Origin of the sequence: Streptococcus sp. HMSC072D03, from assembly GCF_001812855.1 — a bacterium.
GTDB lineage: Bacteria > Bacillota > Bacilli > Lactobacillales > Streptococcaceae > Streptococcus > Streptococcus salivarius_D.
Genome location: NZ_KV810634.1, coordinates 17,509 through 39,228 on the forward strand (window position 1 = coordinate 17,509; position 21,720 = coordinate 39,228).

The following is a 21,720-nucleotide window of genomic DNA, read 5'->3' on the forward strand; positions in this document are numbered from 1 at the left end:
CACCTAATTATCTAATAAAATTTTAACAATCTGTTTACAAGCCGTACCATCACCATAAGGATTGCTAGCTTCACTCATTTTATTGTACTCAGTTTGATCTTCCAGCAATCGCTTGAAATTATTATAGATGTTTTCCTCACTTGTTCCAACTAATTTCAAGGTTCCGGCAGCGACACCTTCAGGACGTTCTGTTGTATCTCGCATCACTAACACAGGTTTGCCTAACGAAGGTGCTTCTTCCTGAACGCCACCTGAATCCGTTAAAATCATATAACTTTGGTTCATGAAATTATGAAAATCAATCACTTCCAAAGGTTCAATAATTTTCATTCGTTCATTATTTCCAAATACTTTATTGGCTAATTCACGAACTTTGGGATTCTTATGAATCGGATAAACCACCTTCACATCTTCGAATTCATCCAAAATACGATTGACCGCTCGGAACATATGCTCCATTGGTTCACCCAGATTTTCACGACGATGAGCTGTCAACATAATGAGCTTACTTCCTTTGGCCCAATCTAAAATAGGATGGCTATAATCATTTTGAACTGTAGTCTTCAAGGCATCAATTACAGTATTCCCAGTAACGAAAATGTTCTTTCGACCTTCTCTCACTAGGTTTTCTTTTGAAACCTCTGTAGGAGCAAAGTTGTAATCAGAAACTATAGACGTTGCTTGACGATTAAATTCTTCTGGAAACGGACTATGTAAATTATAAGTTCGAAGGCCTGCCTCAACATGCCCTACTTTAATACCTTTATAAAATGCTGCTAGAGCTGTTACAAAGGTCGTCGTTGTATCACCATGAACTAGAACAATATCTGGTTTTTCTTCATCTAAAACTGATTGTATTTTATCTAAAATAGATGTTGTTATTGTAAATAGTGTCTGATTGGTTTTCATGACACCTAGGTCATAATCAGGTATAATCTTAAAAACATCTAAAACTTGTTCTAGCATTTCCTTGTGTTGACCAGTAACGCACACTACTGTTTCAATAGTAGTATGCTGTTTCAGTTCTTTAACTAAGGGACACATTTTAATCGCTTCTGGGCGCGTTCCAAAAACCAACATTACTTTTTTCATTTTACACCTTCCAATATATTAATCATTTTCAATCACAATAAACGGATATTTCGAATCAATTACTCCTCTTATACCATCAACGTAATACCTAATAATCTTAATATTTTTTTCTTTTCCTAAAAGAAGACGATAAGTAAATCTAAAAAGTAGATACATCAGAAATCTAATATATTTAATTTTGCTATTTATATTTCTTTTAACGAAAACTACTTTATTTCTATTCATCAAATACTCTTGTAATCCATTTATAGCATTAATAGATACCGATCCCTTGTGGTAAATATAGTAGTCCGTTAGACATATATTTTTAAACCCTTGTTCTTTGGCCTTGTAACACCACTCGGTCTCCTCATAAAATAAAAAATAACTCTCCGGTATATACCCTAACTTTTTCAGAACTTCAGTTCTGAATAACATACAGGCACCACCGATATAATCGCTCTCAACAATGGGAGGTAATTTTCTTCTTGAAACTTTATTATTTTTTAGATTAACGTATCCTTTTTCAATACAAATATCACCTCCTGTAGATTGAACTAAATCATCATCTTTATATTCCACAAGTGCTGGACTTATAAAAGCAATTGAACTATCATTCTTCAAGAAATCAACACAGGGTGTTAAAAAATCAATATCGATAACAGTATCATTGTTTAATATACATATATATATGTATCCTCGGCTTTCAGCAATTTTTATACCAATGTTGTTACCATTAGCATATCCTCGGTTCACCTTATTGGGAATAATTTCAACATCATTCAAGCATTTTCTCAATTGTCTAACACTATCATTAGAAGAGTTATTATCAACTACAATAATGTCGTACATATCACGACGAATCGTTGACTGTAAACTATGAATACAATTAATCGTATCGGTGTAATTATTATAATTTAGAATGATAAAACATACTTTATTTAACATTTATCTCTCCTTAGTCAACTGATAATCATAAAAGAATATTAGTGCAAAGATCAACACTAAAGAGTAAATCCTCTGACTACCAAATATGTTTAATGATGCGGCAGTTACCAATATGTTAGTCAACAAACCTATAAATAGAGAGCATTCACATATATATTTTTTATTCTTTGTTCTTCTTATCAAGGTCACCAATTTATATATCAAATAACCATATAAAAAGAAAGAAAGTATTCCAAATTGAACGAAAAGTTCTACGAATCCCAAGTCGTCAAGATACATCTGAACCATACCGGGACCAAACAGTATAGAAAAACTATTTGCATTTAAGGAGGTTAATATACCTAATCCGTATATCCAATGATTGTCTCTCAACAAACTCAAATAATACTTAAGTTCCCAATATCTAAATCCTAAGCCCAAATCAGTAGATCCATTATTAAATAGATTAATATACCCTTTTATCAAGTCTAAGCCACCAGTTAATAGAAAGCATACTATTCCTGCAATAATACAAAAAAGATAAAAATGCATATAAGGTTTTTTATAGTATAAATACATTAAAAACATTGATAACAACTGAGGGAAGATTAACATACGAGTTTGATTTACAAAAACTACAAAAATCATCATAAAAAGTAGTTTATAAAAATACTTTCTTTCACCATACTTTAAGAAAAAGTAAAAGGATAAAAAAAGTGCTATAGAAATTAGAGGTGTGCCATCAATTCGAATAGAAGTTTCATTTCTATACCATAACTTTCCAAACTCCATCAATATTTTTGGAAACAATTGAAATTTAAGTAATGAAAATGACAGCCATGATATAAAACGAATAACCAATGAAACAAGTAAAATGTTTATTGTATTATCAATTACTCGTTTCATCTTTTTTTCATTATTCCCAAATAAATAAATTAAAGTAAAGAATAATAAAACCCAAATATATTGTCTTATAGCATAAAAATATTCGATAAATGAATAAGAATAAGAACTTGCGGCTTTTATCGATGAAAATAATACACACAAAATATATGCAGCACCAAAAAAAAACGCAGACCTAGATATATACCTTCTATTAGCTATTAAAAGTGGAAGCATAAGGATAATAATAAAAATAGAGATAAGTGTAAGTAAATTCCTATGAATAAATAAACTTACATTTAAAAACAAGAATAATCCCACCGAAAATGCTACAGAAATGTAATACAACAGCTCCATTAATTCTATACGAAAGCTTCTCAATTTTTCCTCCCAGAATATGTTAAATACAGATTATAATTTTTCAATCAATGCTTCTATTCTTGAAATTCGATTTTCCCAACTATTACAATTCAAGAAATCTTCTCTCATCTTTTCATTGTATTTAATTTCTTTTGATTGCATTAATATTTCAAGCTGACTCTTAAATTCGTCATAACCATCGTAAGAATAAGTAAATTTACTAAATCTTTCTATCTCCTTATAACTTATCGTCAAGATATCCTTATTAAAGTTTATGTACTCATACAATTTTACGGGATCAACTGCTTCCACAATATCATTTAATTTAAATGGCATAATCAACGCATCAGCATCTTTGATATTAGAATAGATATCTTTGTGATCTACACTACCAACATACTTTATTCTTTCATTTTCGGGAATTGTAACTCCACTTACTGGTCCTATCAAACGATATTCAATATTCTTAAAATCTTTTAAACTTTTCAACAAAATATCGAAATCAAACCAATGACTTATTGTACCAACATAAGCTAAAACATATTTTTTTGCTTTTCTTTTTTCAGCCGAAACATCCAATACATCTCCATTATAGCCGTTTCTAACAACTTCAATTTTAGACTCATCTAGTACCTCTTGATAATCTTTCAACAGATTTGATAGTAATCTTTCACTAGATACTAAAATTAGATCTGCCCTAGCAATTAATTTAGTTTCAAGTTTCTTGATTCGTTGCTGCTCGTTATTTTCAGTAATGAAAGCAGTATGATAATCCATACAGTCATAAATGACCTTTCCTTTATAGTTATTATCAAATTTCTCAAATTGATTAGGATGTGTTAAATAAACAATATCTGGATCAAACTTTCTAGCTACTTTTTTTATCTTTCGGGAAACAATCCAATCATTTACTGCCTTAAGTTTTGCAAATCTAGTTACAAAGGGGATACTATAAATTCGAGAAAGCTTCACACTATTTTCATTCCTATTTAGAGTAAGACCTTTTCTATTATACCAATACCGATAAAGAACTTCCACATGGTGATTCTTAGACAATCCTTCTGCAATAAAGTGAGGTCGTTGTTTTATCCAATTCCACTCAACGTTCATTACATAAAGTATTTTTTTCATGTTATTTTTCCTTCCCCATCAATTCTAAGAAATAACTAGTAGATTCAAAATTACACTTGTTTGAAAAGATGGTTTTTTCTACCAAATTTGAATATACCTGATTTGTCGCAACATTTTGATGATGGAGAACTTTAATCTCTGGTGTATATAAACGCTTGTATCCTTTTTTTTCACATTCATAGTCCAGAATTTCTGTTTCAAAATAGAAAAACGTATTTGGATTAAAAGCAAACTCCTCATTTTTTATATAATCTTTAGAGTATACGATAAAAGAGCCATGTAAAATTGGATTTACGACGGTTTTCTTATAATTGGTTTCTGAGTTTCTTCTTTTCTGATAGATAAGTGTTCGTAATTTTTTACTTGCTTTAAGCCAACACTTTATTTTCAAAGAAAGACTAATCTGACTTTCTTTTTTAAATTTTTGATTCAGTTTCTTGACTTCATCATAAGTATAATGCGAACATCGTTTTGGATTCTGATGAAGATGATAAGTCGTTGAATAAATATCAGGACCGAGTAAATGAAATTTTTCTCGCTCATATATTTCACTAACTTTCTCCTCAAAATTGTTAGTTTCTATTTCTACATCATTGTTCATAATGACAATAAAATCCGGTTTATATTTGAATTTAGAATATTGATAAGCGACATTATTTCCTCTAGCAAATCCTAAATTTTTATCATTTATTAACACATCAATTTCTTCATCATCTTTATAAAATTCCTGTAACTGTTCACCTGTTCCGTTATTTGAGAAATTATCAATGATGATTATTTTTTTCTGATTGCAATTACTTTCCTGTATAGATTTCACACAAGAAACCGTCTCATCACAAACCTTGTAATGTAAAATAATATAACAAAACAAATTCTTACCCTCCTATATGCGACTTTCTATCTTCTTCAGCAGGTTCTTCGTAATAATAGTTTTCACCATACAACCTCTTCAGATAACTATCATAATCAGACGGAACTCTATACTCTGTGTCTTCAAATCTCAAAAAAACACCTTTTCCCCAAATATAGGAAGGCATCACTTCTTTAGTGAATAAAGAAGCATTTACTGTACCAGCATAATGTTGTTTCTTCCAATCATATCGCTTATACAACCTATCCAGTCGGTTGTATACTGAATTTTGAGGAAACAGTTTTGCAAAACCTAATTTTTTAAATAATCCAATCAGCAATTTCTGCTTTTTAGAATGCATATCAATATGATCGCCTTTATAAGTTGTTCCCAAACTAGCTAAAAAACGGTACCAATACACTTTAAGGTAATACACCTTTCTGACTAAACTATTGTTAGGAGCGCCATCAAGAGGTATGATATCAATAAGATGCAAGCCAAGATTTGTATTCCTGGGTAGTCCCAATTTTATTCTCTCATCTTCAAGTAGAAAAAGACGTGGAAAATAACAGTGTAATTCTTCACAATACTGATGACAAAGAACCTGATACTTACCTGCAATTATTTTATTTTCAAAAATTTGTGGTAGCTGATCATAATCTTCTCTGGGAACGGCAATATCCACATCATCATCCCAAGGGATAAACCCTTGGTATTTAACTGCTCCCATCACACTTCCGCCTCTCAAGAAGAACATTAGATTATTTTCTTTACAAATCTTGTTGAATTCTTTTAAAGCATCCAGCTCAATTTCTTGAATTTTTTTTAAGACTTCAAACTGTCCCATTATTTCACCCGCTTTTTCTCTTTTACAACTTTATAAATAAAACTAACATTTCCCACAAAATAACGCTTAAAGAGCCGTTTGGGTTCATTGGCCACACGAAACAACCACTCTAAATTTGCTTTCTGCATCCACATTGGCGCGCGCTTGATATGACCTGATAGGACATCAAAACTTCCTCCAACTCCCATAAACACAGAGTTTACTCCATTATCCATAAACTTCTGGATCAAGTACTCCTTTTTAGGAGAAGTAATGCCGACAAAGACAAAATCTGGATTTTTTTTTCGAATATCTTCTTGAATAATTTCTTCCTCTTCAGCAGAAAAATAACCATTTCGATGGCCAACTACCTGTAAATTCGGATAATCCTTTTTAAAAATGGCCAACATATCGGTTAAGACTTCTTCTTTTGCTCCAAAGAAGTAGACAGAGTAACCTTTTTTATTGGCTAGAACAAGCAGTTCTTGCATCAAATCAATCCCAGCTACACGCTCAGGTACTGAGTATCCTAAATAGCGAGCAGCGATTACAACAGAAGCTCCATCTGCATTGATAACCTCAGACTCGTTGACAATCCTCTTTATCTCGTCATCAGAGTGACACTGGTTTATTTTATCAGCATTCACTCCCATTAAGTGAAGGGGCCTCTTATCTGAAACAAATTGTTCCACAACACTAATCGTTTCATTCATTGTTAATGGATCAATATTAATGCCAAGTAATTGAATTCTGTTTTTCATACTATTTATTTTGCTCCATCTTTCATTACTACAACTTTAATCGTTTTCAGTAAGATTTGAATATCTCGCCAGATTGTCCACCCATCCATATAAGCAACATCCAGTTTAACAACCTCATCAAAGTCAGTGATTTCACTTCGTCCACTTACTTGCCAAAGACCTGTGATACCAGGTTTAAAACTTAAACGACGTTTCTGTTCAGGTGTATATTTTTCATACTCATCAACTGTTGGAGGACGTGTCCCAACCAAGCTCATATCCCCTTTTAATACATTCCAAAATTGTGGAAGTTCATCTAAGCTAGTTCTCCGAATAAAATGCCCAATTTTTGTAATACGGGGGTCATTGTCTATTTTAAACATCCCCCCCTTCATTTGATTTTTATCCATCAATTGCTTTTTAATTTCCTCAGCATCAACACGCATTGAGCGGAATTTATAAAATCTAAAAATACGTCCATTCTGTCCAACACGATTCTGTACAAAGATAGCTGGTCCTCCGTCTTTTCGAATAAGAGGGTAAAGAAATACTCCTGCAACCCCACAAATTACAAGGCCAACTAAAGATCCTACAATGTCGAGCAAACGTTTTGCAAGTACGTCAACATAACTATAGAATTGAGCAGAGAATGTAATAACATTAAAAGGCCCTAGTTGTTGTAATCGTTTTTCACTCTCACTCAAAAACTCGATCACATTAATATTGATAGATACAGGGATACCCATTAATTCAAACGAAGAGATAAAATCCCATATCTTATACTTCTCACTTGGGAGATTAACAAACACCTCATCTACCACTGAATGAGTCGCATATTCAGTAAGATTTTCCTTGGATAAAGTTTTTAAAATAGGATCTGAAAAATTTGGATCATCTAGGACACAAACTGCTGTGATTTTACCATCCATATTATCTCTCATCCGACTCAAGACAGTATCCAATCTAGCTCTGTCAGTAATTAAAAGAATATTTTTATTAGCTTTACGACGCGTATAAATTGAAGATCTAAAAATTTTTAAACACGTATTTGTTATATAGAGAAACAAAGCATTTAGAACAACAAAAAAGAGGAGACCTCGGCGAGATATAGAAAAACCACCGTCTGAAAAAAAGGATATAAACGTAGCAATCAATACAAATAACAAACTATATTTAAATGTTGCCACAAATTCTTGTAAATATCCTCTATACTTGAGATTATTATGGTAGTTACTTAAATAATATGTCAACATATGAATTACAGCTAATAGTACTATACTACTTTTGCCAATCTCTGAATAAGGAATTTTACTGACTCCCCATGCAACAAAAGCAACTACTATCAACTGGACCATACCAATCTCAAAACGACGTATATCTTGTTTTTCTTTCACCTTAAACTCCTTCTCTTCCTTTTAATAATTTACTTGGAAGTTATGAAAAAGTTGCCTTCCCCCTTTCAACTTTTACAGTTCTATCCTCTCTTTCGACGATGTTTTCTCGACTTGTTTTCAGTATGTTTATCGCCTCCATACTCTCCATAAGACCCGTATGAGCCATAAGATCCGTATGAGCCGTACTTATCAATCGCTAAATCCACCTTATTCAAAACAACACCAAGAAACTCAGAGCCACTTTGTTGCAATTGTTCTACAGCCTTAGTAACAAAACGACGCTTAATTCTTCCAGCTGCTGTAACCAGTAGACTAGCATCTGCTTGGTGTGCAATAATAACAGCATCAATCACCAAACCAATTGGTGGCGTGTCAATGATAACGTAATCATATTGAGCACGAACAATCTCTAATAATTGTACAAAATTATCATTTTGTAACAGACTTGTTGGATTTGGTGGCACTGGACCTGACGAAAGAACATGAAGTCCGGGAACATCAGTTTCACAAATCACTTCGCCTAATGAAGCATTCCCAGATAAGAAGTTAGACAACCCCTTATAAGGTTCATTTGACTTAAATGTTCCTGACAATACAGAATTACGCGTATCCGCATCGATAAGAAGTGTCCTAAGACCAACACTAGCAAAGGAAATTGCTAAATTAACAGATGTTGTTGATTTTCCTTCACCAGGTTGAACAGAGCTTACTGCAATCACTTTAAAATTTGCACCAGAAAACTGGATATTTGTACGAATAGCGTTATAATACTCTTCCGTCTTTTTAGCAAAGTCTGCTTTTGATTTAACTAACTTTAATAAAGGCATTTCTTCTCCTTAAATTTTATCTGTATCAGGAACAATTCCAAGAAGTGTCATTTCAAGCACGTCTTCAACATCTTCAGGGCGACGAATACGATCATCTAAAACTTCACGAACTAACACAGCCACAATTGCTACAAAACCACCCAGAATAGCACCAAGTAACACGTTCCGTTTAATATTTGGTGAAGATGGTGAAGATGGCAACTTAGCCTCTTCAAGTGTTGTGACATCTTCAACTTTAGTTACAGTTTTAATTTTTTTAGACGCTACCTCACGTACTTTATTAGCAAGCACTTGAGCATCTTGACCAGTTTTGGCTTTTACTGAGATTGAAATAAGACGAGTATCTGTAGGGATATTAACTGAAACCATTTTAGACAGTTCTGCCTCACTCAAATTCAACTTTTCATCTTTAATAACTTCTGATAATACATCATTTGATGTAATAATCTCTTTATAGTCATTTACCAAATAGGTACCAGCTTGCAAATCTTGAGCAGAAAGATTCTTATTATCTGTTGCCTGATTAACAACATAGATACGCGTTGTTGATGTATATGTTGGTTGGATAAAGAAATAAGTACCTAAGAAACTGAAAGCAGCGAAATAAAAAGCTGTGAAAAGAATCAAAAGCTTCTTCGTCCAAAGTTTATGTAGCAATGCTAGTACGTCGATTTCAACACTTTTAGTGTTATCTTGATTCATAATATCTCCTATAAATATTGATTTTCTAGTAATGTTTTGGGATTTTCAATAAAAAGATTCTTAGCACGTTTGGGGCCGTAGTTCTTTTTAACAATTTCATAAGCATCTTTCATAAATGGTGGTCTCGGCCCAAGATTATGCATGTCACTAGCAACCATATGAACCAAATTTTTTTCCAAGAAATAACGGACACGTTTCTTTCTTACTTTATCTTTATCGCCAAAGAGCTTTGGTTTGAGGACATGTGAGCTATTGACTTGAGTATAGCAGCCCATATTGATGATTTCTCGAACACGATCAGAATTTTCTTCGAGGGCATCATAGCGCTCAATATGAGCAACAATTGGTGTCACACCTGCTCGTAAAACATTACTAAGCCCACTATGAATTTCTTTCCAAGAGGTGCGAGCACTAAACTCAATCAAAGCAAATTGAGTATTGTGCATGCGTGGAATGAGATTCTTTTCAAGTTTCTCCACAATGTCTGAGGTGTAATAAAGTTCACCACCATAATAAATAGTTAAGTCTGGATAAAGTGCTTCTGCTTCTTCTTTTACCTTAGAAAAGTTTGCAAAGATTTTATCCTCTGGAGTTTCAAACATTCCCTTTCGACGATGGGATGTTGAAACAATCGCACGCACTCCTTGTGCATAGCTTTCGCCAATGAGGTCAAGACTTTCTTCTAAAGTTTTAGGACCATCATCAACATCAAAAACAATATGTGAGTGAACGTCAATCACTTATTTTTCCTCCATCAAATTTTTGATAGCTTGAGAGGCACTTTCCACACTAGAATCATCCAGTTTCATCATGTAGAGACTAGAATTTGGCATAGCATAAGAGGTCAATTGTCCAGTTGAACCTGTACCTGTTACTGCTTGAGAAGTCACCGTAAATTTAGAACCTGAATCAAGTTGTGTATTGGCCAAAGCATTAATGGTATCTAAAGACATATTCGTTTGAACAGAGTCTTGAAGATTGTTAACAATTGAAGTAAAGTTTGATACTGATTTTAGTGAAGCTAACTTGTTTACAATCGCAGAAATCACTTTCTCTTGGTTCTTACCACGGTCATTGTCTCCTCCATCCAAACTATAACGCTCACGAACAAAGCCAAGGGCTTGTTCAGAATTCATTTGGATATCTCCAACTGGGAAATCAAACTTCCCGTGAAGACTCGTGAAGGCTTGATCATTATGAACTGTCACACCACCAAGTTGGTCAATCAACTTAAGGAAAGATGTGAAGTTAATACGTGCATAGTAATCAATCTTAATGCCATAAAGATTTTCCAGAGTTTTTTCAGATGTTTCAACGCCATAAATACCTGCGTGGGTTAATTTATCATACTGGTCTGCCCCTCCATCAGGAATCTTAACGTATGCATCACGTGGAGTAGTCGTCAAGAGAATCTTATGTGTGTTCATGTTAACGGTCATAATGATATTGACATCTGAACGTGACACTGTTGAAATTGAACCGTAGGTATCAATACCACTAATATAAATATTGAAGACTTTTGAATCTACTTGTTTTGCAGAATTGTTATTCTTCTTTTTAATTTTATAAGTATAGATTGTTTTTAGATTTGAAGAATAGTTACTATCGACAGACTCTAGTAGGCTAGCATAAGAGCCACTCAAGACCATAGCTTTAGATTTGCCAGACTTAAGATTGTCATATGCTTCTTGATATGAAGCAACATCATCAACTTTAACATCAACCTTTTTGTCTTTCTTTAGAGCAGACATCAAGGTGTCGACATTGTTCTTATCAACCTTAGTAGGTGCCTGTACGGTAGTAAGCTGATTCACATCTTTGATGTCACTATCCTTAGGAACAACAATGCTCATTTCAACTTCTGAAAATGCTGCCGTTTGATTCATACGGTTAGTGATATCAATCATTTGTTTAAAACCAAAGACACCGACCAAAGAAATAAGTGAAAAAACTACTAAAATAATAGTAGTTACTAGCGTTGATTTTTTAGCTTTCTGAAGGAAGATGCTAATGGCAAGAACTACCAATAAACCAATAGTGATAATAATGTTCAAAAACCTAAATGATAGGAAATTATAATTGAACATAATGAATAACAAAAATGCTACTAAAACAGTATACAGAATAGTCAACCCGATGTTAACCATTCCCCACATTTTTTTACCCGTTCGTTTCTGCTTACGATTCGTACGCGAACTCATATAAAATGCTCCTAAATATTAAAATTAGATATTTCCCACAGTAATTATAACATTACTATAACTTTATTTCAATTGTCATTCTTTTTAAAAAAGAAGAAACCGTATTCAATGAGGGTATTGAGCTTTTATTATCTAACTTTTTTTGTTATTTTATAAGCTTTTTTTCACATTTTTAAAATTTAATTTTGAATTGTCAGTTAATTGTTATAATTTTTCCATCAAAAAAGCTCGCGAAACTTGACTTTCTAAAATCCAAGATAAGGCCCCTTTTTTTATAACTAGGGTCATCATTTCAAACTTTTTCGAGGTTTATTCGTATATATGTGAACATCTATAATGCAACGATTAATAGATTATCGGTGAAAATCAATAACACAATATTTTTCAATCATAACTTCTCCCATAATAAAAAACCTCCCACTACTATTGAACAATAGAACAAGAGGTTGATTGTAAGATATTTTCTGACTAAATTTCTTGTCCATCCATTTTTTGTACAAGCTAGCAAAGTCCTCCCTACTATGGACCAAAAATTTATATTGTTCACCTTAATTATAAGAAGGACAATCTTCTCTATCATGAGTTAGCTGACTGAACAAGCATAGGATTCTATACCTAGTCAACAATTAGCTTTTTATACCATGGTCTTAACTACTTTAGTTTTTCAATTGGCTCAAACATCTATACTGTAACTCGTTTAGATTTTCTTATCATTGCAGTATAAGCTTCAATGCATAACTGTATAGTATTCGTTTTACACCTTCAGAACAACATAAACTGAAAATTGTATAATAAGATAAATATTAGAAAACAATATTTGTCCTTATTCTGATTAACTAAAAGCCTTAAAGTTTCTATCCAATTTTGAACACGTTTAGGATATTCAGTTTGATGACAGAATAAAGCTTACTTGGCACTCCCTGAATCAATGACTAAAAAAATCATTTAATCAAAATATCTTTAACTAAATTCTTCAAATCTGGAACTACTTCTTCCATAAACCATGGATTTTTGGCTTGCCATATATTATTCCGAGGAGAGGGATGAACGAGAGGAAAAAACTCTGGAAGGTAATCTTTATAATGCTTAACTGTATCCGTTAATTTTGCCGACGATTTTTGATGCAAATAGTAACGCTGTGCATAGTTACCTACTAAAATCGTCAATTGAATATCAGGAGCTAAAGCAAGAACTTTCTCATGCCACTTGTCTGCAAATCCTTTGCGAGGAGGTAAATCACCTGATTTCCCATGGCCTGGGAAGTAAAAATCCATTGGCACAATAGCAAACATGCCAGATTCATAAAATTCTTCGCGTGAAACACCCATCCAATCCCTGAGATTATCACCGCTAGGATCATTCCAGTAAAGGCCGGACTCTTGGGCACGAATACCAGGAGCTTGTCCTACGATATTAATTCGTGCCGTTTTTGGAATGGTGAACAAGGGTTTTATACCTTGTTCCGTAAAAACTTTATTTTGTTCATCGGACATGATTGCTTGTGTTAATTCTTCAAGTGTTTCCATATTTTCCTCCTCAAAAAAGAGACAAAACTGTCTCTCTTTTTTACTTGATTAACTCATAGATAGCTTCTGCATAAATGGCAGCTGCACGGTACAAGTCTTCGACCTCAGTAAACTCATTTGCTTGGTGCATCGTGTTGACATAACCAGGGAACATAGCTCCATAGGCAACACCACGTTTGAGGAGACGTCCAAATGTTCCGCCACCAATAATTTGTTCATGACCTTTAAGGCCTGTTTGTTTCTCATAGACTGAAAGAAGAGTCTCCACCATAGGATCATCAACTGGTACATAGTGTGGCACATGACCATGTTCTGAGAGACTAACCGCCTTAGGACCTTCGAGTTTTTCAAGATTAGCCTTAATAGCGTCCGTATCAACCCCTTGAGGATAGCGGAAATTCAGAGCAATCGTATTATCTTCTGATTCCTTAGAGAAGTTAAATACACCTGCATTCATGGTCAATTCACCCATCTTAGGATCTGTAAATGCAAGACCTGTCTTTTCAGCAAAGAAATCTTTATGAAGTGTTTCAGCAATTATATCCAAATACGTTTTAGCATTGCCTTGGAAATCAAATTGACTAAGGAAGAGTGCCAAGTAGGTTGCCCCATTAATACCATTTTGAGGCATCATACCATGAGCTGATTTCCCATGAATAGTCACATGGAAAACACCTGCTTCTTCGGTCACTTGACCAGTTACTTCTTGTTCCGCAACAAAGTCTGCTAATTTGTCCTCAAGTTCTTTCAAAGTGATAGGTCCAGTAAAATCTGCACTTGCTGATTCAGGAACCATATTTTCACGCAAACCACCAATAAAGGACACAAGACTAAAGTCTCCATCATTTTGACCTTCAAAATGAAGATAGGCTGTAATATTACCTTTTTCACCATTAATAATTGGGAATTCTGCATCAGGTGAAAAACCAAAATCAGGATCTTTCAATCCATTATGAGCGAAGTAATATTCCATATCGCCCCAACCAGATTCTTCATCAGTACCAACAATGAATCGCACACGCTTAGATACTGGAAGCTCGAGTTCTTTAATAATTTTCAAGGCATAGTAACAAGCCATTGTTGGGCCTTTATCATCTGATGACCCACGGGCATAAAGTTTGCCATCTTTGATTACAGGTTCGTAAGGATCTGTATCCCAACCGCTACCAGCTGGAACTACATCCAAGTGGGCAAAGATACCCAAAACTTCATCACCTTGACCAAATTCAAAGTCACCAGCATAATTATCAATATTACGAGTTTTATAGCCATCACGTTCTGCTAAAGCAAGAAAATGTTCCAAAGCTTTTACCGGTCCAGGACCAAATGGGTGCTTATCATCAACCTTACTGTCATCACGTTCTGAGTTAATACGCAAAAGACCAAAAAGGTCCTCCATCAAAGCATCTTTGCGCTTATCAACTTCGGCACGAAAATCAATTGTCATAATTTACTCCTTACTGTCTCTAGTTAGCATTATTTTACCATTTTTAGTAAGAGTTTTCATCCTTTATAAAGAAAATACAATCACTTACCCATCATCACAAGACGCCTTACCATTTTGAAAAGCATGTGAAACATTTCTTAAATCAGTAATGATCGAATCAAAAGTAATACTATTGCTTTCAACTAGGAACGCTTTCTCTTAGCTACCTGCCTCTTTTTACTTTAAGCCTTACTATTGAAATCACTCGCATTGTAGCATTACGATAATATCATTTCAAGAATTTCCATAAACTTTAGAATATTCTCTTAATTAATGCTATAATAGGACTATCAAAACTAAGGAGATGCATTATGCCATTTGTAAAAATTGATCTCTTTGAAGGTCGCACTGAAGAACAAAAAATCGAACTTGCTCGCGAAGTTACTGAGGTTGTATTACGTGTTGCAAAAGCACCTAAAGAAGCTATTCATGTTTTCATTAACGATATGCCAGAGGGAACTTACTACCCACATGGTGAAATGAAAAAGAAAAACTAGTCATCATTAAGCAGTCACATCCGTGGCTGCTTTTAATATAAAAAAACTGGAGTTCCTCTCCAGTTCTATACTTAGATTATAGTTGGTAATTCGTCATCGTCTTCAAAATTCTCTACGACTTCTTCACCAGGCAATGGTTTTTGCAGTTTTCCCAAGATAAAGCGTGAGATTGGACCAACTACTAGAAAATTAAGTGGTAAGGCCATGATAACATTTGTCAACCAAGCACGGCCATAGGATGAGAGCGTCACCGACTGACCGTTGTACACTAAGCCATAGAGCGACATAAAGGTTACCATGAATAGAGCCATGGTTCCAGAAATCGCTAAAATCTTCGCCCATCGTTTATCATGGGCTTTTACTTTATGTAAAATTGCAAATGCAATTGTCTTGGCTAGTGGTCCCACCAAAAGCATATCCAGTAAGAAAGCAACTACAAATCCAGGAAGATAACCTTGGAAAAAGTGACCCCAAGCAAAGGGAACAACTCCAGTCCAATCAAGGATGAGAAGATTCCAGAGACTCATCCCACAGACCATCATTCCACACATTAAAATCGTAAAAAGCAAAGCTTCCTTAAAATTACGAGGCATTAAAATTCTCCATTTCTAAAAGTTCTCTTTCAGCATATCAAATTTTTTTATTCCTCGTAAGTTAAATTTCTCTCATGAAAACGTATTATTTTAGGATAGTTTCCATCTCTGTATATCTCGGTTTCATACCTAAACGTTCGTAAAAACGTACAGCTCCCTCATTATCATTCCATACGTGAAGTGTCAGATTATAACAACCTAACTCCTTAGCATAGTCCAAGGCAAATTGATAAAGCTTCTCCCCTAATTTTTGACCTCGAGCCTCCTTATCAACGCATAAATCATCAATAAAAAGAGTCTTAACAGCCTTTAGTGGACCATTATTATCAGATACCTCTTTAATCATTAAGAACAGATGGCCTAAGATACGGCCTTCTTCATCCTCATATACAAAAATAGGTTTATTTGGATCATTAATCACTGCTTCTAAGTCTTCATCTGTAAATTTACTGCCTTCTGACTTAAAAACATCAGGGCGTGCATGATGATGCACTAGAAGAATCTGCCCCAATAGCTCCTGTAATCTTGGAATATCTTCTGCTCTTGCTAAACGAATCATAATTACCTCCATAAAAAAAGATGGGTAAAACCCATCTTAATTCTTATTTACCAAGTTTTGCTTTAGCTGCATCTGCAAGAGCTGTGAAAGCTGCTGCATCGTTAACTGCCAAATCAGCAAGCATTTTACGGTTAACTTCGATTTCAGCCAATTTCAAACCGTGCATCAATTGTGAGTATGACAAACCGTTCAAACGAGCTGCTGCATTGATACGTGTAATCCAAAGTTTACGGAAATCACGTTTCTTTTGACGACGGTCACGGTATGCATAGTAGTAAGAGTTCATTACTTGTTCTTTTGCAGTACGGAACAAGATGTGTTTTGCACCATAGTAACCTTTAGCAAGTTTCAATACACGTTTACGGCGTTTGCGTGATACAACGCCACCTTTAACACGAGCCATTTATATATTCCTCCGAATTAATTCTAGTTTAGTTAATTTGTAATGCTTTTAGCGGATTAACGCATTTGTGAAAGCATTGATTTGATACGTTTAAAGTCACCTGAATGTACCATTGACGCTTTACGAAGGTGACGACGTTGTTTTTTAGTTTTACCGTGGAAACGGTGAGATGTGAAGGCACGGAAGCGTTTCAATCCACCTGAACCTGTACGTTTGAAACGTTTAGCTGATGCGCGGTGTGTTTTTTGTTTTGGCATTTTAAAATTCTCCTCTTAAAATAGTGTTAGTTTGACAATTATTTTTTGTCAGGAATTGGTGCAAGTTGCATGAACATTTGACGTCCATCCATCTTCGCTCTTTGCTCAATAATCGCAATATCTTGCGTTTTTTCAGCAAATTCCGCCAAGACCTTAGCTCCGATTTCTTTGTGAGTAATCATACGACCTTTGAATCGGATAGAAACTTTAACCTTGTTTCCTTTTTCAAGGAACTTACGACCGTTACGAAGTTTAGTTTCAAAGTCACCTTTATCAATAACTGGACTCAAACGAACTTCCTTAACGGTAACAACGCTTTGTCTCTTACGTTGTTCTTTTTGTTTCTTTTGATACTCAAATTTGAACTTACCATAGTCCATAATCTTCGCAACAGGTGGCGTAGCTTGTGGTTGGATGAGAACCAAGTCAACATTTGCATCATCTGCAATAGCTTGCGCTTCTGACAATGGTTTAATTCCCAATTGTTCACCATCAAGACCAACAAGACGAACTTCGCGAACGCGAATTTCATCGTTAATGAATAGATCTTTCTTAGCTATGATCTTCACCTCTTTATTTTTTTAGAGAAAAACAAAGCGGACTTGATATACAAGCCCGCACACATAATATCCCTATAGGGATTTGACATGTTGGGCCAGACAACCTAAGTCGCAAGGCGAGAAGTTCTCACTTCTGCTTTTCTCATTGTTAATAGTATAACAAGTGAGTCATCCTTTGTCAATAATTTTTTTTGCTTTTTCTTGAATAAATTCCACAACACCATCAATAGATACACCTGTAGTGTCAAAAGTGATGGCATCTTCCGCTGGTTTAAGAGGTGAAACTTTACGATGACTATCTTTATAGTCACGTTCAGCAATTTCTTTTTTTAGAGTCTCAAGGTCAGCGGGAATACCTTTTTCGATATTTTCCTTATAACGGCGTTCCGCACGTTCATCAACTGAAGCAATCAAGAAGATTTTGAGTTCTGCATCAGGCAAAACCACAGTACCAATATCACGTCCATCCATGATAATAGCACCATCTTGAGCAATACGTTGTTGTTGTGCAACCAGTTCTTGGCGCACTTCAGGAATGGCTGCTACCCAAGAAACATTATTTGTGACTTGGTTATCACGAATGGGGTGTGTAATATCAACATCACCTACATAAACTTGCTGACTACCATCTGCTGCTTTTCCGAATGAAATCGGATGTTGAGATAGTTGCTCCAAAATTTCTGGTACATTTTCCTCAGTCAAACCATTCTGCAAGGCCAAATAAGTTGCAGATCGGTACATAGCACCTGTGTCAAGATAAGTATAGCCAAGATTTTTTGCAATAATCTTGGCTACTGTACTTTTTCCACTTGACGCAGGACCATCAATAGCAATTCTAATATCTTTCATGATGTTCCTTTGCTTTTAAAATTATTGAACGTTAACGACGTCACCTGGGTTAGCATACCAGTAACCACTTGTCATGTGATCAGGGTTAAGACGTTCCAACTCATCTACAGAGATACCTGCACGTGCAGCGATAGAACCAGCACCTTCACCAGATTGAACAACAATTGATGAACCATCTGCTGCTGCCGTAGCACTTGATGGTGCTGACTCAGTTGCATCTTCTTTTTCTACATGTTTAGAAGAGCTTGATGCTTTAGTTGAAGATGATTTCTCTTTTGAAGATTTTTCTGTAGTAGATTTCTCACTTTCCTCATCTTTGTTTGAGTCTTTCTTGCTAGATGAAGATTTAACAACTTTGCTAGTTGAAGATGAGTAGAATCCAGATGATTCCTTAGATTCCGCAGTTTTGTTTCCACCGACATTTGAAGTATAGAAAACAAAGAACAAAATACATACAACAATAACAAAGAATAATCCAAGCAAGACAGTCAAAAATGATGAATTAATGAAGCCGCCACCTTTTTCGCGTTTTTCATCTGAAGGAGTGACATCCTCTTCTTCATAATCCTCAAACTCATCTTCATCATCTAGAAAATCAGCGTCAACTACTTCTTCCAACTCTTCGTCAGAAACCTTATCTTCCCATGGTTTTTTACTCATGATATTCTCCTTGTAAAAACAATAAATCTATTTTAAAATAATACTATGAAAGTATCATTAATTCCAGAAAAATGTATCGCTTGTGGTTTGTGCCAAACCTACTCTCCCGTCTTTGATTATGATGACGAAGGTATTGTTAGGTTCAAAGACAGCGACCAACTCAATCAAATTATTGAAAATAGCCCTGAGACTTTGACTGCCGTCAAGTCTTGTCCCACTAAAGCCCTTATTTGCGAAGTTTAAGCTTCAGGGCTTTTTTTGATTCCTCATAAAAGGCAAAGTAATCAAAGTTTGTCATGTGATCCAATAACTCTACCTCACCTTTGAAATCAGGGTGAAGGGCTAATGCATCTAAGAAATATTTCTTAGGCCACTTTCTCATATAAAACTGACGTTTTTTACCATTTTTAAAAATAAGGCACAGGCCAGTTTTAATCACTTCGACTTTTTCAATATCACTAATTTTCACTTTGCGTGGTCTAAAAATATTGAAAGAAACAATACGCAGAATCCCATGATCTTCAATAATAAAGTATCGATGGAAACCTAAACCAAACAAGGCAACGAAAATAGTAAAGAGCATCAAAATATGTGAGGGCACCGAGTACAACTCGAATAGAAGGGCCGCCGCAATAAATATTGGCGTGATGGCTAAAGACCAGTAGATAATCAGCCAAGATAATTCGGGTTGCCAATGGTAACGATACTTGCCGAAAATTTTAATCATCTCAGCACCTCCATTACTTCTAATTTTACCATAAAATCAGTATTTAGCAAGCTCAATTAAGGTTTACTGACAATTCCAAGAATAACATCTACGGCTTTTTCCATTGTCTGCAAGGAAACGAACTCATATCGACCATGCATATTTTCGCCACCAGCAAAAAGGTTTGGAGTTGGAATACCCATAAATGAGATTTTTGAGCCATCTGTTCCGCCACGAATAGGTTCAATAACTGGCGTAATATCCAATTCCTCCATAATACCCTTAGCCAACTCAACAGGCGTCATATCTTTTTCAATCACCTGACGCATATTATAGTATTGATCTTTAAGTACCAAATCAACTCGTGTCTGACCGTAAGCTTTATTCATTTCATCGGCAATTTTTTGGAAGACTGCTTTACGATTTTCAAAAGACTCTGTTTCAAAATCACGGATGATATAAGAAGATTTTGCTTCCTCAACAGTACCTGTCATGGTTTGAAGATGGTTGAAACCTTGATAGCCATCTGTCAACTCAGGGCGTTCTTCTGCTGGCAACTGATTATGAAAATCAATTGCCAACTGCAGGGCATTAACCATTTGGTCTTTTGCTGTTCCAGGGTGGACATTGCGTCCGTGGAAGGTAAGTTCTGCTCCTGCTGCAGAGAAGGTTTCATACTGTAATTCACCCAAAGGTCCACCGTCAACTGTGTAGGCAAAATCGACATCAAAATCATCAACATCAAATTTATCTGCACCAATCCCAATTTCTTCATCAGGACCAAAACCTACACGAATCTCACAATGTTTGATTTCAGGATGTGCCTTCAAATAAGCCAAGGCTGTCATAATCTCAGCAATACCTGACTTATCATCAGCCCCAAGAAGAGTAGTCCCATCTGTCGTAATAAGCGTCTGACCGACATAATTCTTAAGATTTGGAAAATCAGCTGGGTCTAGGTTATAACCTGAATTTCCAAGGGGAATGATACCTCCATCATAAGAGTCAATGACTTGTGGTGACACTCCCTCTGCATTAAAATCAGCAGTATCCATATGAGAGATGAAACCAATCTTACGTGTTAACTTGTCATCGTTGGCCGGAAGGGTTGCCACTAGGTAACCATTACTTTCCAAATAATGAATGTTACTTAAACCCAGTTCTTCTAATTCTGGTTTTAAAACCTTCAAGGCAAAATCCACCTGGCTTTGTGTTGTTGGCGTTCTTGTTGCATTTTCATCACTACGTGTATTGATTTTGACGTAACGTAAAAAACGCTCTAAGAGTAAATCGTAAGCCATAAGCACTCCTTTTGTTGTATTTAGTATTTACCTCAATTATAGCATAAAAACCCATCATTATGATGGGTTAACGTAAAACTTAAACTTTAGATTCTTTTTCGTAGTAAGACTTAATCCCTGCTACAATTGCGTTAGCTAAAGTCTCCTGGTAAGCAGAGGTATTCAAACGAGCGGCTTCTTGAGGATTTGACAAGAAACCTAGTTCAAGAAGGACTGCCGGAGCTGTTGTCTCACGCAAGACCGCAAAGGTTTGACGCTTCACGCCTTGGTTTTGAGCGCCAGTCGCATTAATCAGGCTAGACTGGATGGCATTGGCCAAGGTGTCACTCATGCTCAAACGAGTCGGATTAGCATGGTAAGTCGCATTAATACGTGATGGGTATTCTGCATAAGGTTGGTAATAATAAGTCTC

Annotated in this window: 26 protein-coding genes and 1 other annotated feature; of the genes, 2 read left to right on the top strand and 24 right to left on the bottom strand. The window is 35.2% G+C overall.

Annotation, left to right across the window (positions count from 1 at the left end):
- Positions 1 to 3: 3 nt before the first annotated feature.
- From wecB to pepV, 14 genes are all read right to left on the bottom strand, one after another.
- The gene (gene wecB, locus HMPREF2877_RS02425; RefSeq protein ID WP_014633177.1) at positions 4 to 1,092 is read right to left on the bottom strand and encodes a non-hydrolyzing UDP-N-acetylglucosamine 2-epimerase; all 1,089 of its coding nucleotides are present in this window, start codon (positions 1,090 to 1,092) and stop codon (positions 4 to 6) included.
- 18 nt (positions 1,093 to 1,110) lie between these two features.
- Entirely contained in the window at positions 1,111 to 2,019 is a 909-nt protein-coding gene (locus tag HMPREF2877_RS02430) for a glycosyltransferase family 2 protein (protein ID WP_013990655.1), read from the bottom strand.
- Positions 2,020 to 3,261 (bottom strand): hypothetical protein, encoded by a 1,242-nt coding sequence (locus HMPREF2877_RS02435; protein ID WP_037605573.1) that lies wholly within the window; start codon positions 3,259 to 3,261, stop codon positions 2,020 to 2,022.
- Positions 3,262 to 3,291: 30 nt separating this feature from the next.
- Positions 3,292 to 4,371, bottom strand: a complete 1,080-nt coding sequence (locus tag HMPREF2877_RS02440; RefSeq protein WP_014633179.1) for a glycosyltransferase — start codon at positions 4,369 to 4,371, stop codon at positions 3,292 to 3,294.
- A gap of 1 nt (position 4,372) precedes the next feature.
- Positions 4,373 to 5,242, bottom strand: a complete 870-nt coding sequence (locus HMPREF2877_RS02445; protein ID WP_014633180.1) for a glycosyltransferase — start codon at positions 5,240 to 5,242, stop codon at positions 4,373 to 4,375.
- Between the two features lie 4 nt (positions 5,243 to 5,246).
- Positions 5,247 to 6,068 (bottom strand): LicD family protein, encoded by an 822-nt coding sequence (locus HMPREF2877_RS02450; RefSeq protein WP_014633181.1) that lies wholly within the window; start codon positions 6,066 to 6,068, stop codon positions 5,247 to 5,249.
- Positions 6,068 to 6,808 carry a WecB/TagA/CpsF family glycosyltransferase gene (locus HMPREF2877_RS02455; protein WP_045001770.1) on the bottom strand — a complete coding sequence of 247 codons (741 nt, stop codon included), beginning with the start codon at positions 6,806 to 6,808 and terminating at the stop codon, positions 6,068 to 6,070. Before HMPREF2877_RS02455 ends, HMPREF2877_RS02450 begins: the two co-directional genes overlap by 1 nt.
- A gap of 5 nt (positions 6,809 to 6,813) precedes the next feature.
- Positions 6,814 to 8,181, bottom strand: a complete 1,368-nt coding sequence (locus tag HMPREF2877_RS02460) for a sugar transferase (RefSeq protein ID WP_014633183.1) — start codon at positions 8,179 to 8,181, stop codon at positions 6,814 to 6,816.
- 80 nt (positions 8,182 to 8,261) lie between these two features.
- Positions 8,262 to 9,008: a tyrosine-protein kinase gene (locus HMPREF2877_RS02465; RefSeq protein ID WP_004182584.1), complete on the bottom strand. Its 747-nt coding sequence runs from the start codon at positions 9,006 to 9,008 to the stop codon at positions 8,262 to 8,264.
- A 9-nt stretch (positions 9,009 to 9,017) separates the two neighbouring features.
- Positions 9,018 to 9,710 (bottom strand): capsular polysaccharide biosynthesis protein, encoded by a 693-nt coding sequence (locus HMPREF2877_RS02470; RefSeq protein ID WP_004182585.1) that lies wholly within the window; start codon positions 9,708 to 9,710, stop codon positions 9,018 to 9,020.
- A gap of 8 nt (positions 9,711 to 9,718) precedes the next feature.
- A complete protein-coding gene (gene cps4B, locus HMPREF2877_RS02475) occupies positions 9,719 to 10,450 on the bottom strand; it encodes a capsular polysaccharide biosynthesis protein Cps4B (protein WP_014633184.1) in 732 nt (243 codons plus the stop codon).
- The gene (locus HMPREF2877_RS02480) at positions 10,451 to 11,911 is read right to left on the bottom strand and encodes an LCP family glycopolymer transferase CpsA (protein WP_045001773.1); all 1,461 of its coding nucleotides are present in this window, start codon (positions 11,909 to 11,911) and stop codon (positions 10,451 to 10,453) included.
- Positions 11,912 to 12,852: 941 nt separating this feature from the next.
- A complete protein-coding gene (locus tag HMPREF2877_RS02485; RefSeq protein ID WP_014633186.1) occupies positions 12,853 to 13,437 on the bottom strand; it encodes a uracil-DNA glycosylase family protein in 585 nt (194 codons plus the stop codon).
- A 40-nt stretch (positions 13,438 to 13,477) separates the two neighbouring features.
- Positions 13,478 to 14,884 carry a dipeptidase PepV gene (pepV, locus tag HMPREF2877_RS02490; protein ID WP_014633187.1) on the bottom strand — a complete coding sequence of 469 codons (1,407 nt, stop codon included), beginning with the start codon at positions 14,882 to 14,884 and terminating at the stop codon, positions 13,478 to 13,480.
- A 350-nt stretch (positions 14,885 to 15,234) separates the two neighbouring features.
- Between pepV and HMPREF2877_RS02495 the strand changes: the two genes are divergently transcribed.
- A complete protein-coding gene (locus HMPREF2877_RS02495) occupies positions 15,235 to 15,420 on the top strand; it encodes a 4-oxalocrotonate tautomerase (protein ID WP_070578533.1) in 186 nt (61 codons plus the stop codon).
- 71 nt (positions 15,421 to 15,491) lie between these two features.
- Here HMPREF2877_RS02495 and HMPREF2877_RS11175 read toward each other — a convergent pair whose 3' ends face one another.
- The 7 genes from HMPREF2877_RS11175 to HMPREF2877_RS02530 form a co-directional block, all read right to left on the bottom strand.
- Complete coding sequence (locus tag HMPREF2877_RS11175) at positions 15,492 to 16,013, bottom strand: DUF2798 domain-containing protein (RefSeq protein ID WP_014633188.1); 522 nt, start codon at positions 16,011 to 16,013, stop codon at positions 15,492 to 15,494.
- A gap of 85 nt (positions 16,014 to 16,098) precedes the next feature.
- Positions 16,099 to 16,572: a GNAT family N-acetyltransferase gene (locus HMPREF2877_RS02505; RefSeq protein WP_045001775.1), complete on the bottom strand. Its 474-nt coding sequence runs from the start codon at positions 16,570 to 16,572 to the stop codon at positions 16,099 to 16,101.
- A 43-nt stretch (positions 16,573 to 16,615) separates the two neighbouring features.
- A complete protein-coding gene (rplT, locus tag HMPREF2877_RS02510) occupies positions 16,616 to 16,975 on the bottom strand; it encodes a 50S ribosomal protein L20 (RefSeq protein WP_002885090.1) in 360 nt (119 codons plus the stop codon).
- A gap of 56 nt (positions 16,976 to 17,031) precedes the next feature.
- Entirely contained in the window at positions 17,032 to 17,232 is a 201-nt protein-coding gene (gene rpmI / locus HMPREF2877_RS02515) for a 50S ribosomal protein L35 (protein ID WP_002885093.1), read from the bottom strand.
- Between the two features lie 38 nt (positions 17,233 to 17,270).
- Complete coding sequence (gene infC / locus HMPREF2877_RS02520; RefSeq protein ID WP_004182592.1) at positions 17,271 to 17,801, bottom strand: translation initiation factor IF-3; 531 nt, start codon at positions 17,799 to 17,801, stop codon at positions 17,271 to 17,273.
- 13 nt (positions 17,802 to 17,814) lie between these two features.
- Positions 17,815 to 17,937 (bottom strand) — a sequence feature (ribosomal protein L20 leader region).
- A 23-nt stretch (positions 17,938 to 17,960) separates the two neighbouring features.
- On the bottom strand, positions 17,961 to 18,641 hold the full coding sequence (gene cmk / locus HMPREF2877_RS02525; protein WP_002885119.1) for a (d)CMP kinase: 681 nt from the start codon (positions 18,639 to 18,641) through the stop codon (positions 17,961 to 17,963).
- Positions 18,642 to 18,662: 21 nt separating this feature from the next.
- Entirely contained in the window at positions 18,663 to 19,301 is a 639-nt protein-coding gene (locus tag HMPREF2877_RS02530) for an SAG1386/EF1546 family surface-associated protein (RefSeq protein WP_004182593.1), read from the bottom strand.
- 45 nt (positions 19,302 to 19,346) lie between these two features.
- Between HMPREF2877_RS02530 and HMPREF2877_RS10550 the strand changes: the two genes are divergently transcribed.
- Positions 19,347 to 19,544: a ferredoxin gene (locus HMPREF2877_RS10550; RefSeq protein ID WP_004182594.1), complete on the top strand. Its 198-nt coding sequence runs from the start codon at positions 19,347 to 19,349 to the stop codon at positions 19,542 to 19,544.
- Here HMPREF2877_RS10550 and HMPREF2877_RS02535 read toward each other — a convergent pair.
- From HMPREF2877_RS02535 to HMPREF2877_RS02545, 3 genes are all read right to left on the bottom strand, one after another.
- Complete coding sequence (locus HMPREF2877_RS02535) at positions 19,528 to 20,028, bottom strand: EbsA family protein (RefSeq protein WP_002884906.1); 501 nt, start codon at positions 20,026 to 20,028, stop codon at positions 19,528 to 19,530. The genes HMPREF2877_RS10550 and HMPREF2877_RS02535 overlap by 17 nt on opposite strands.
- Before the next feature lie 56 nt (positions 20,029 to 20,084).
- Positions 20,085 to 21,308 carry a peptidase T gene (pepT, locus tag HMPREF2877_RS02540; RefSeq protein WP_070578536.1) on the bottom strand — a complete coding sequence of 408 codons (1,224 nt, stop codon included), beginning with the start codon at positions 21,306 to 21,308 and terminating at the stop codon, positions 20,085 to 20,087.
- A 79-nt stretch (positions 21,309 to 21,387) separates the two neighbouring features.
- On the bottom strand, positions 21,388 to 21,720 hold a 333-nt coding region (locus HMPREF2877_RS02545; RefSeq protein ID WP_141751038.1), incomplete at its 5' end, for an N-acetylmuramoyl-L-alanine amidase family protein.

Bases quoted from the DNA above. Each gene is read 5' to 3' on its own strand.
- cmk (WP_002885119.1), bottom strand. From the start codon at position 18,641: ATGAAAGATATTAGAATTGCTATTGATGGTCCTGCGTCAAGTGGAAAA.
- pepT (WP_070578536.1), bottom strand. From the start codon at position 21,308: ATGGCTTACGATTTACTCTTAGAGCGTTTTTTACGTTACGTCAAAATC.
- HMPREF2877_RS02485 (WP_014633186.1), bottom strand. From the start codon at position 13,437: ATGGAAACACTTGAAGAATTAACACAAGCAATCATGTCCGATGAACAA.
- HMPREF2877_RS02450 (WP_014633181.1), bottom strand. From the start codon at position 6,068: ATGGGACAGTTTGAAGTCTTAAAAAAAATTCAAGAAATTGAGCTGGAT.
- HMPREF2877_RS02530 (WP_004182593.1), bottom strand. From the start codon at position 19,301: ATGAGTAAAAAACCATGGGAAGATAAGGTTTCTGACGAAGAGTTGGAA.
- HMPREF2877_RS02505 (WP_045001775.1), bottom strand. From the start codon at position 16,572: ATGATTCGTTTAGCAAGAGCAGAAGATATTCCAAGATTACAGGAGCTA.
- wecB (WP_014633177.1), bottom strand. From the start codon at position 1,092: ATGAAAAAAGTAATGTTGGTTTTTGGAACGCGCCCAGAAGCGATTAAA.
- HMPREF2877_RS02480 (WP_045001773.1), bottom strand. From the start codon at position 11,911: ATGAGTTCGCGTACGAATCGTAAGCAGAAACGAACGGGTAAAAAAATG.
- HMPREF2877_RS02470 (WP_004182585.1), bottom strand. From the start codon at position 9,710: ATGAATCAAGATAACACTAAAAGTGTTGAAATCGACGTACTAGCATTG.
- HMPREF2877_RS02535 (WP_002884906.1), bottom strand. From the start codon at position 20,028: ATGATTAAAATTTTCGGCAAGTATCGTTACCATTGGCAACCCGAATTA.
- HMPREF2877_RS02440 (WP_014633179.1), bottom strand. From the start codon at position 4,371: ATGAAAAAAATACTTTATGTAATGAACGTTGAGTGGAATTGGATAAAA.
- HMPREF2877_RS11175 (WP_014633188.1), bottom strand. From the start codon at position 16,013: ATGCCTCGTAATTTTAAGGAAGCTTTGCTTTTTACGATTTTAATGTGT.
- pepV (WP_014633187.1), bottom strand. From the start codon at position 14,884: ATGACAATTGATTTTCGTGCCGAAGTTGATAAGCGCAAAGATGCTTTG.
- HMPREF2877_RS02495 (WP_070578533.1), top strand. From the start codon at position 15,235: ATGCCATTTGTAAAAATTGATCTCTTTGAAGGTCGCACTGAAGAACAA.
- HMPREF2877_RS02455 (WP_045001770.1), bottom strand. From the start codon at position 6,808: ATGAAAAACAGAATTCAATTACTTGGCATTAATATTGATCCATTAACA.
- HMPREF2877_RS10550 (WP_004182594.1), top strand. From the start codon at position 19,347: ATGAAAGTATCATTAATTCCAGAAAAATGTATCGCTTGTGGTTTGTGC.
- rpmI (WP_002885093.1), bottom strand. From the start codon at position 17,232: ATGCCAAAACAAAAAACACACCGCGCATCAGCTAAACGTTTCAAACGT.
- HMPREF2877_RS02430 (WP_013990655.1), bottom strand. From the start codon at position 2,019: ATGTTAAATAAAGTATGTTTTATCATTCTAAATTATAATAATTACACC.
- HMPREF2877_RS02465 (WP_004182584.1), bottom strand. From the start codon at position 9,008: ATGCCTTTATTAAAGTTAGTTAAATCAAAAGCAGACTTTGCTAAAAAG.
- rplT (WP_002885090.1), bottom strand. From the start codon at position 16,975: ATGGCTCGTGTTAAAGGTGGCGTTGTATCACGCAAACGCCGTAAACGT.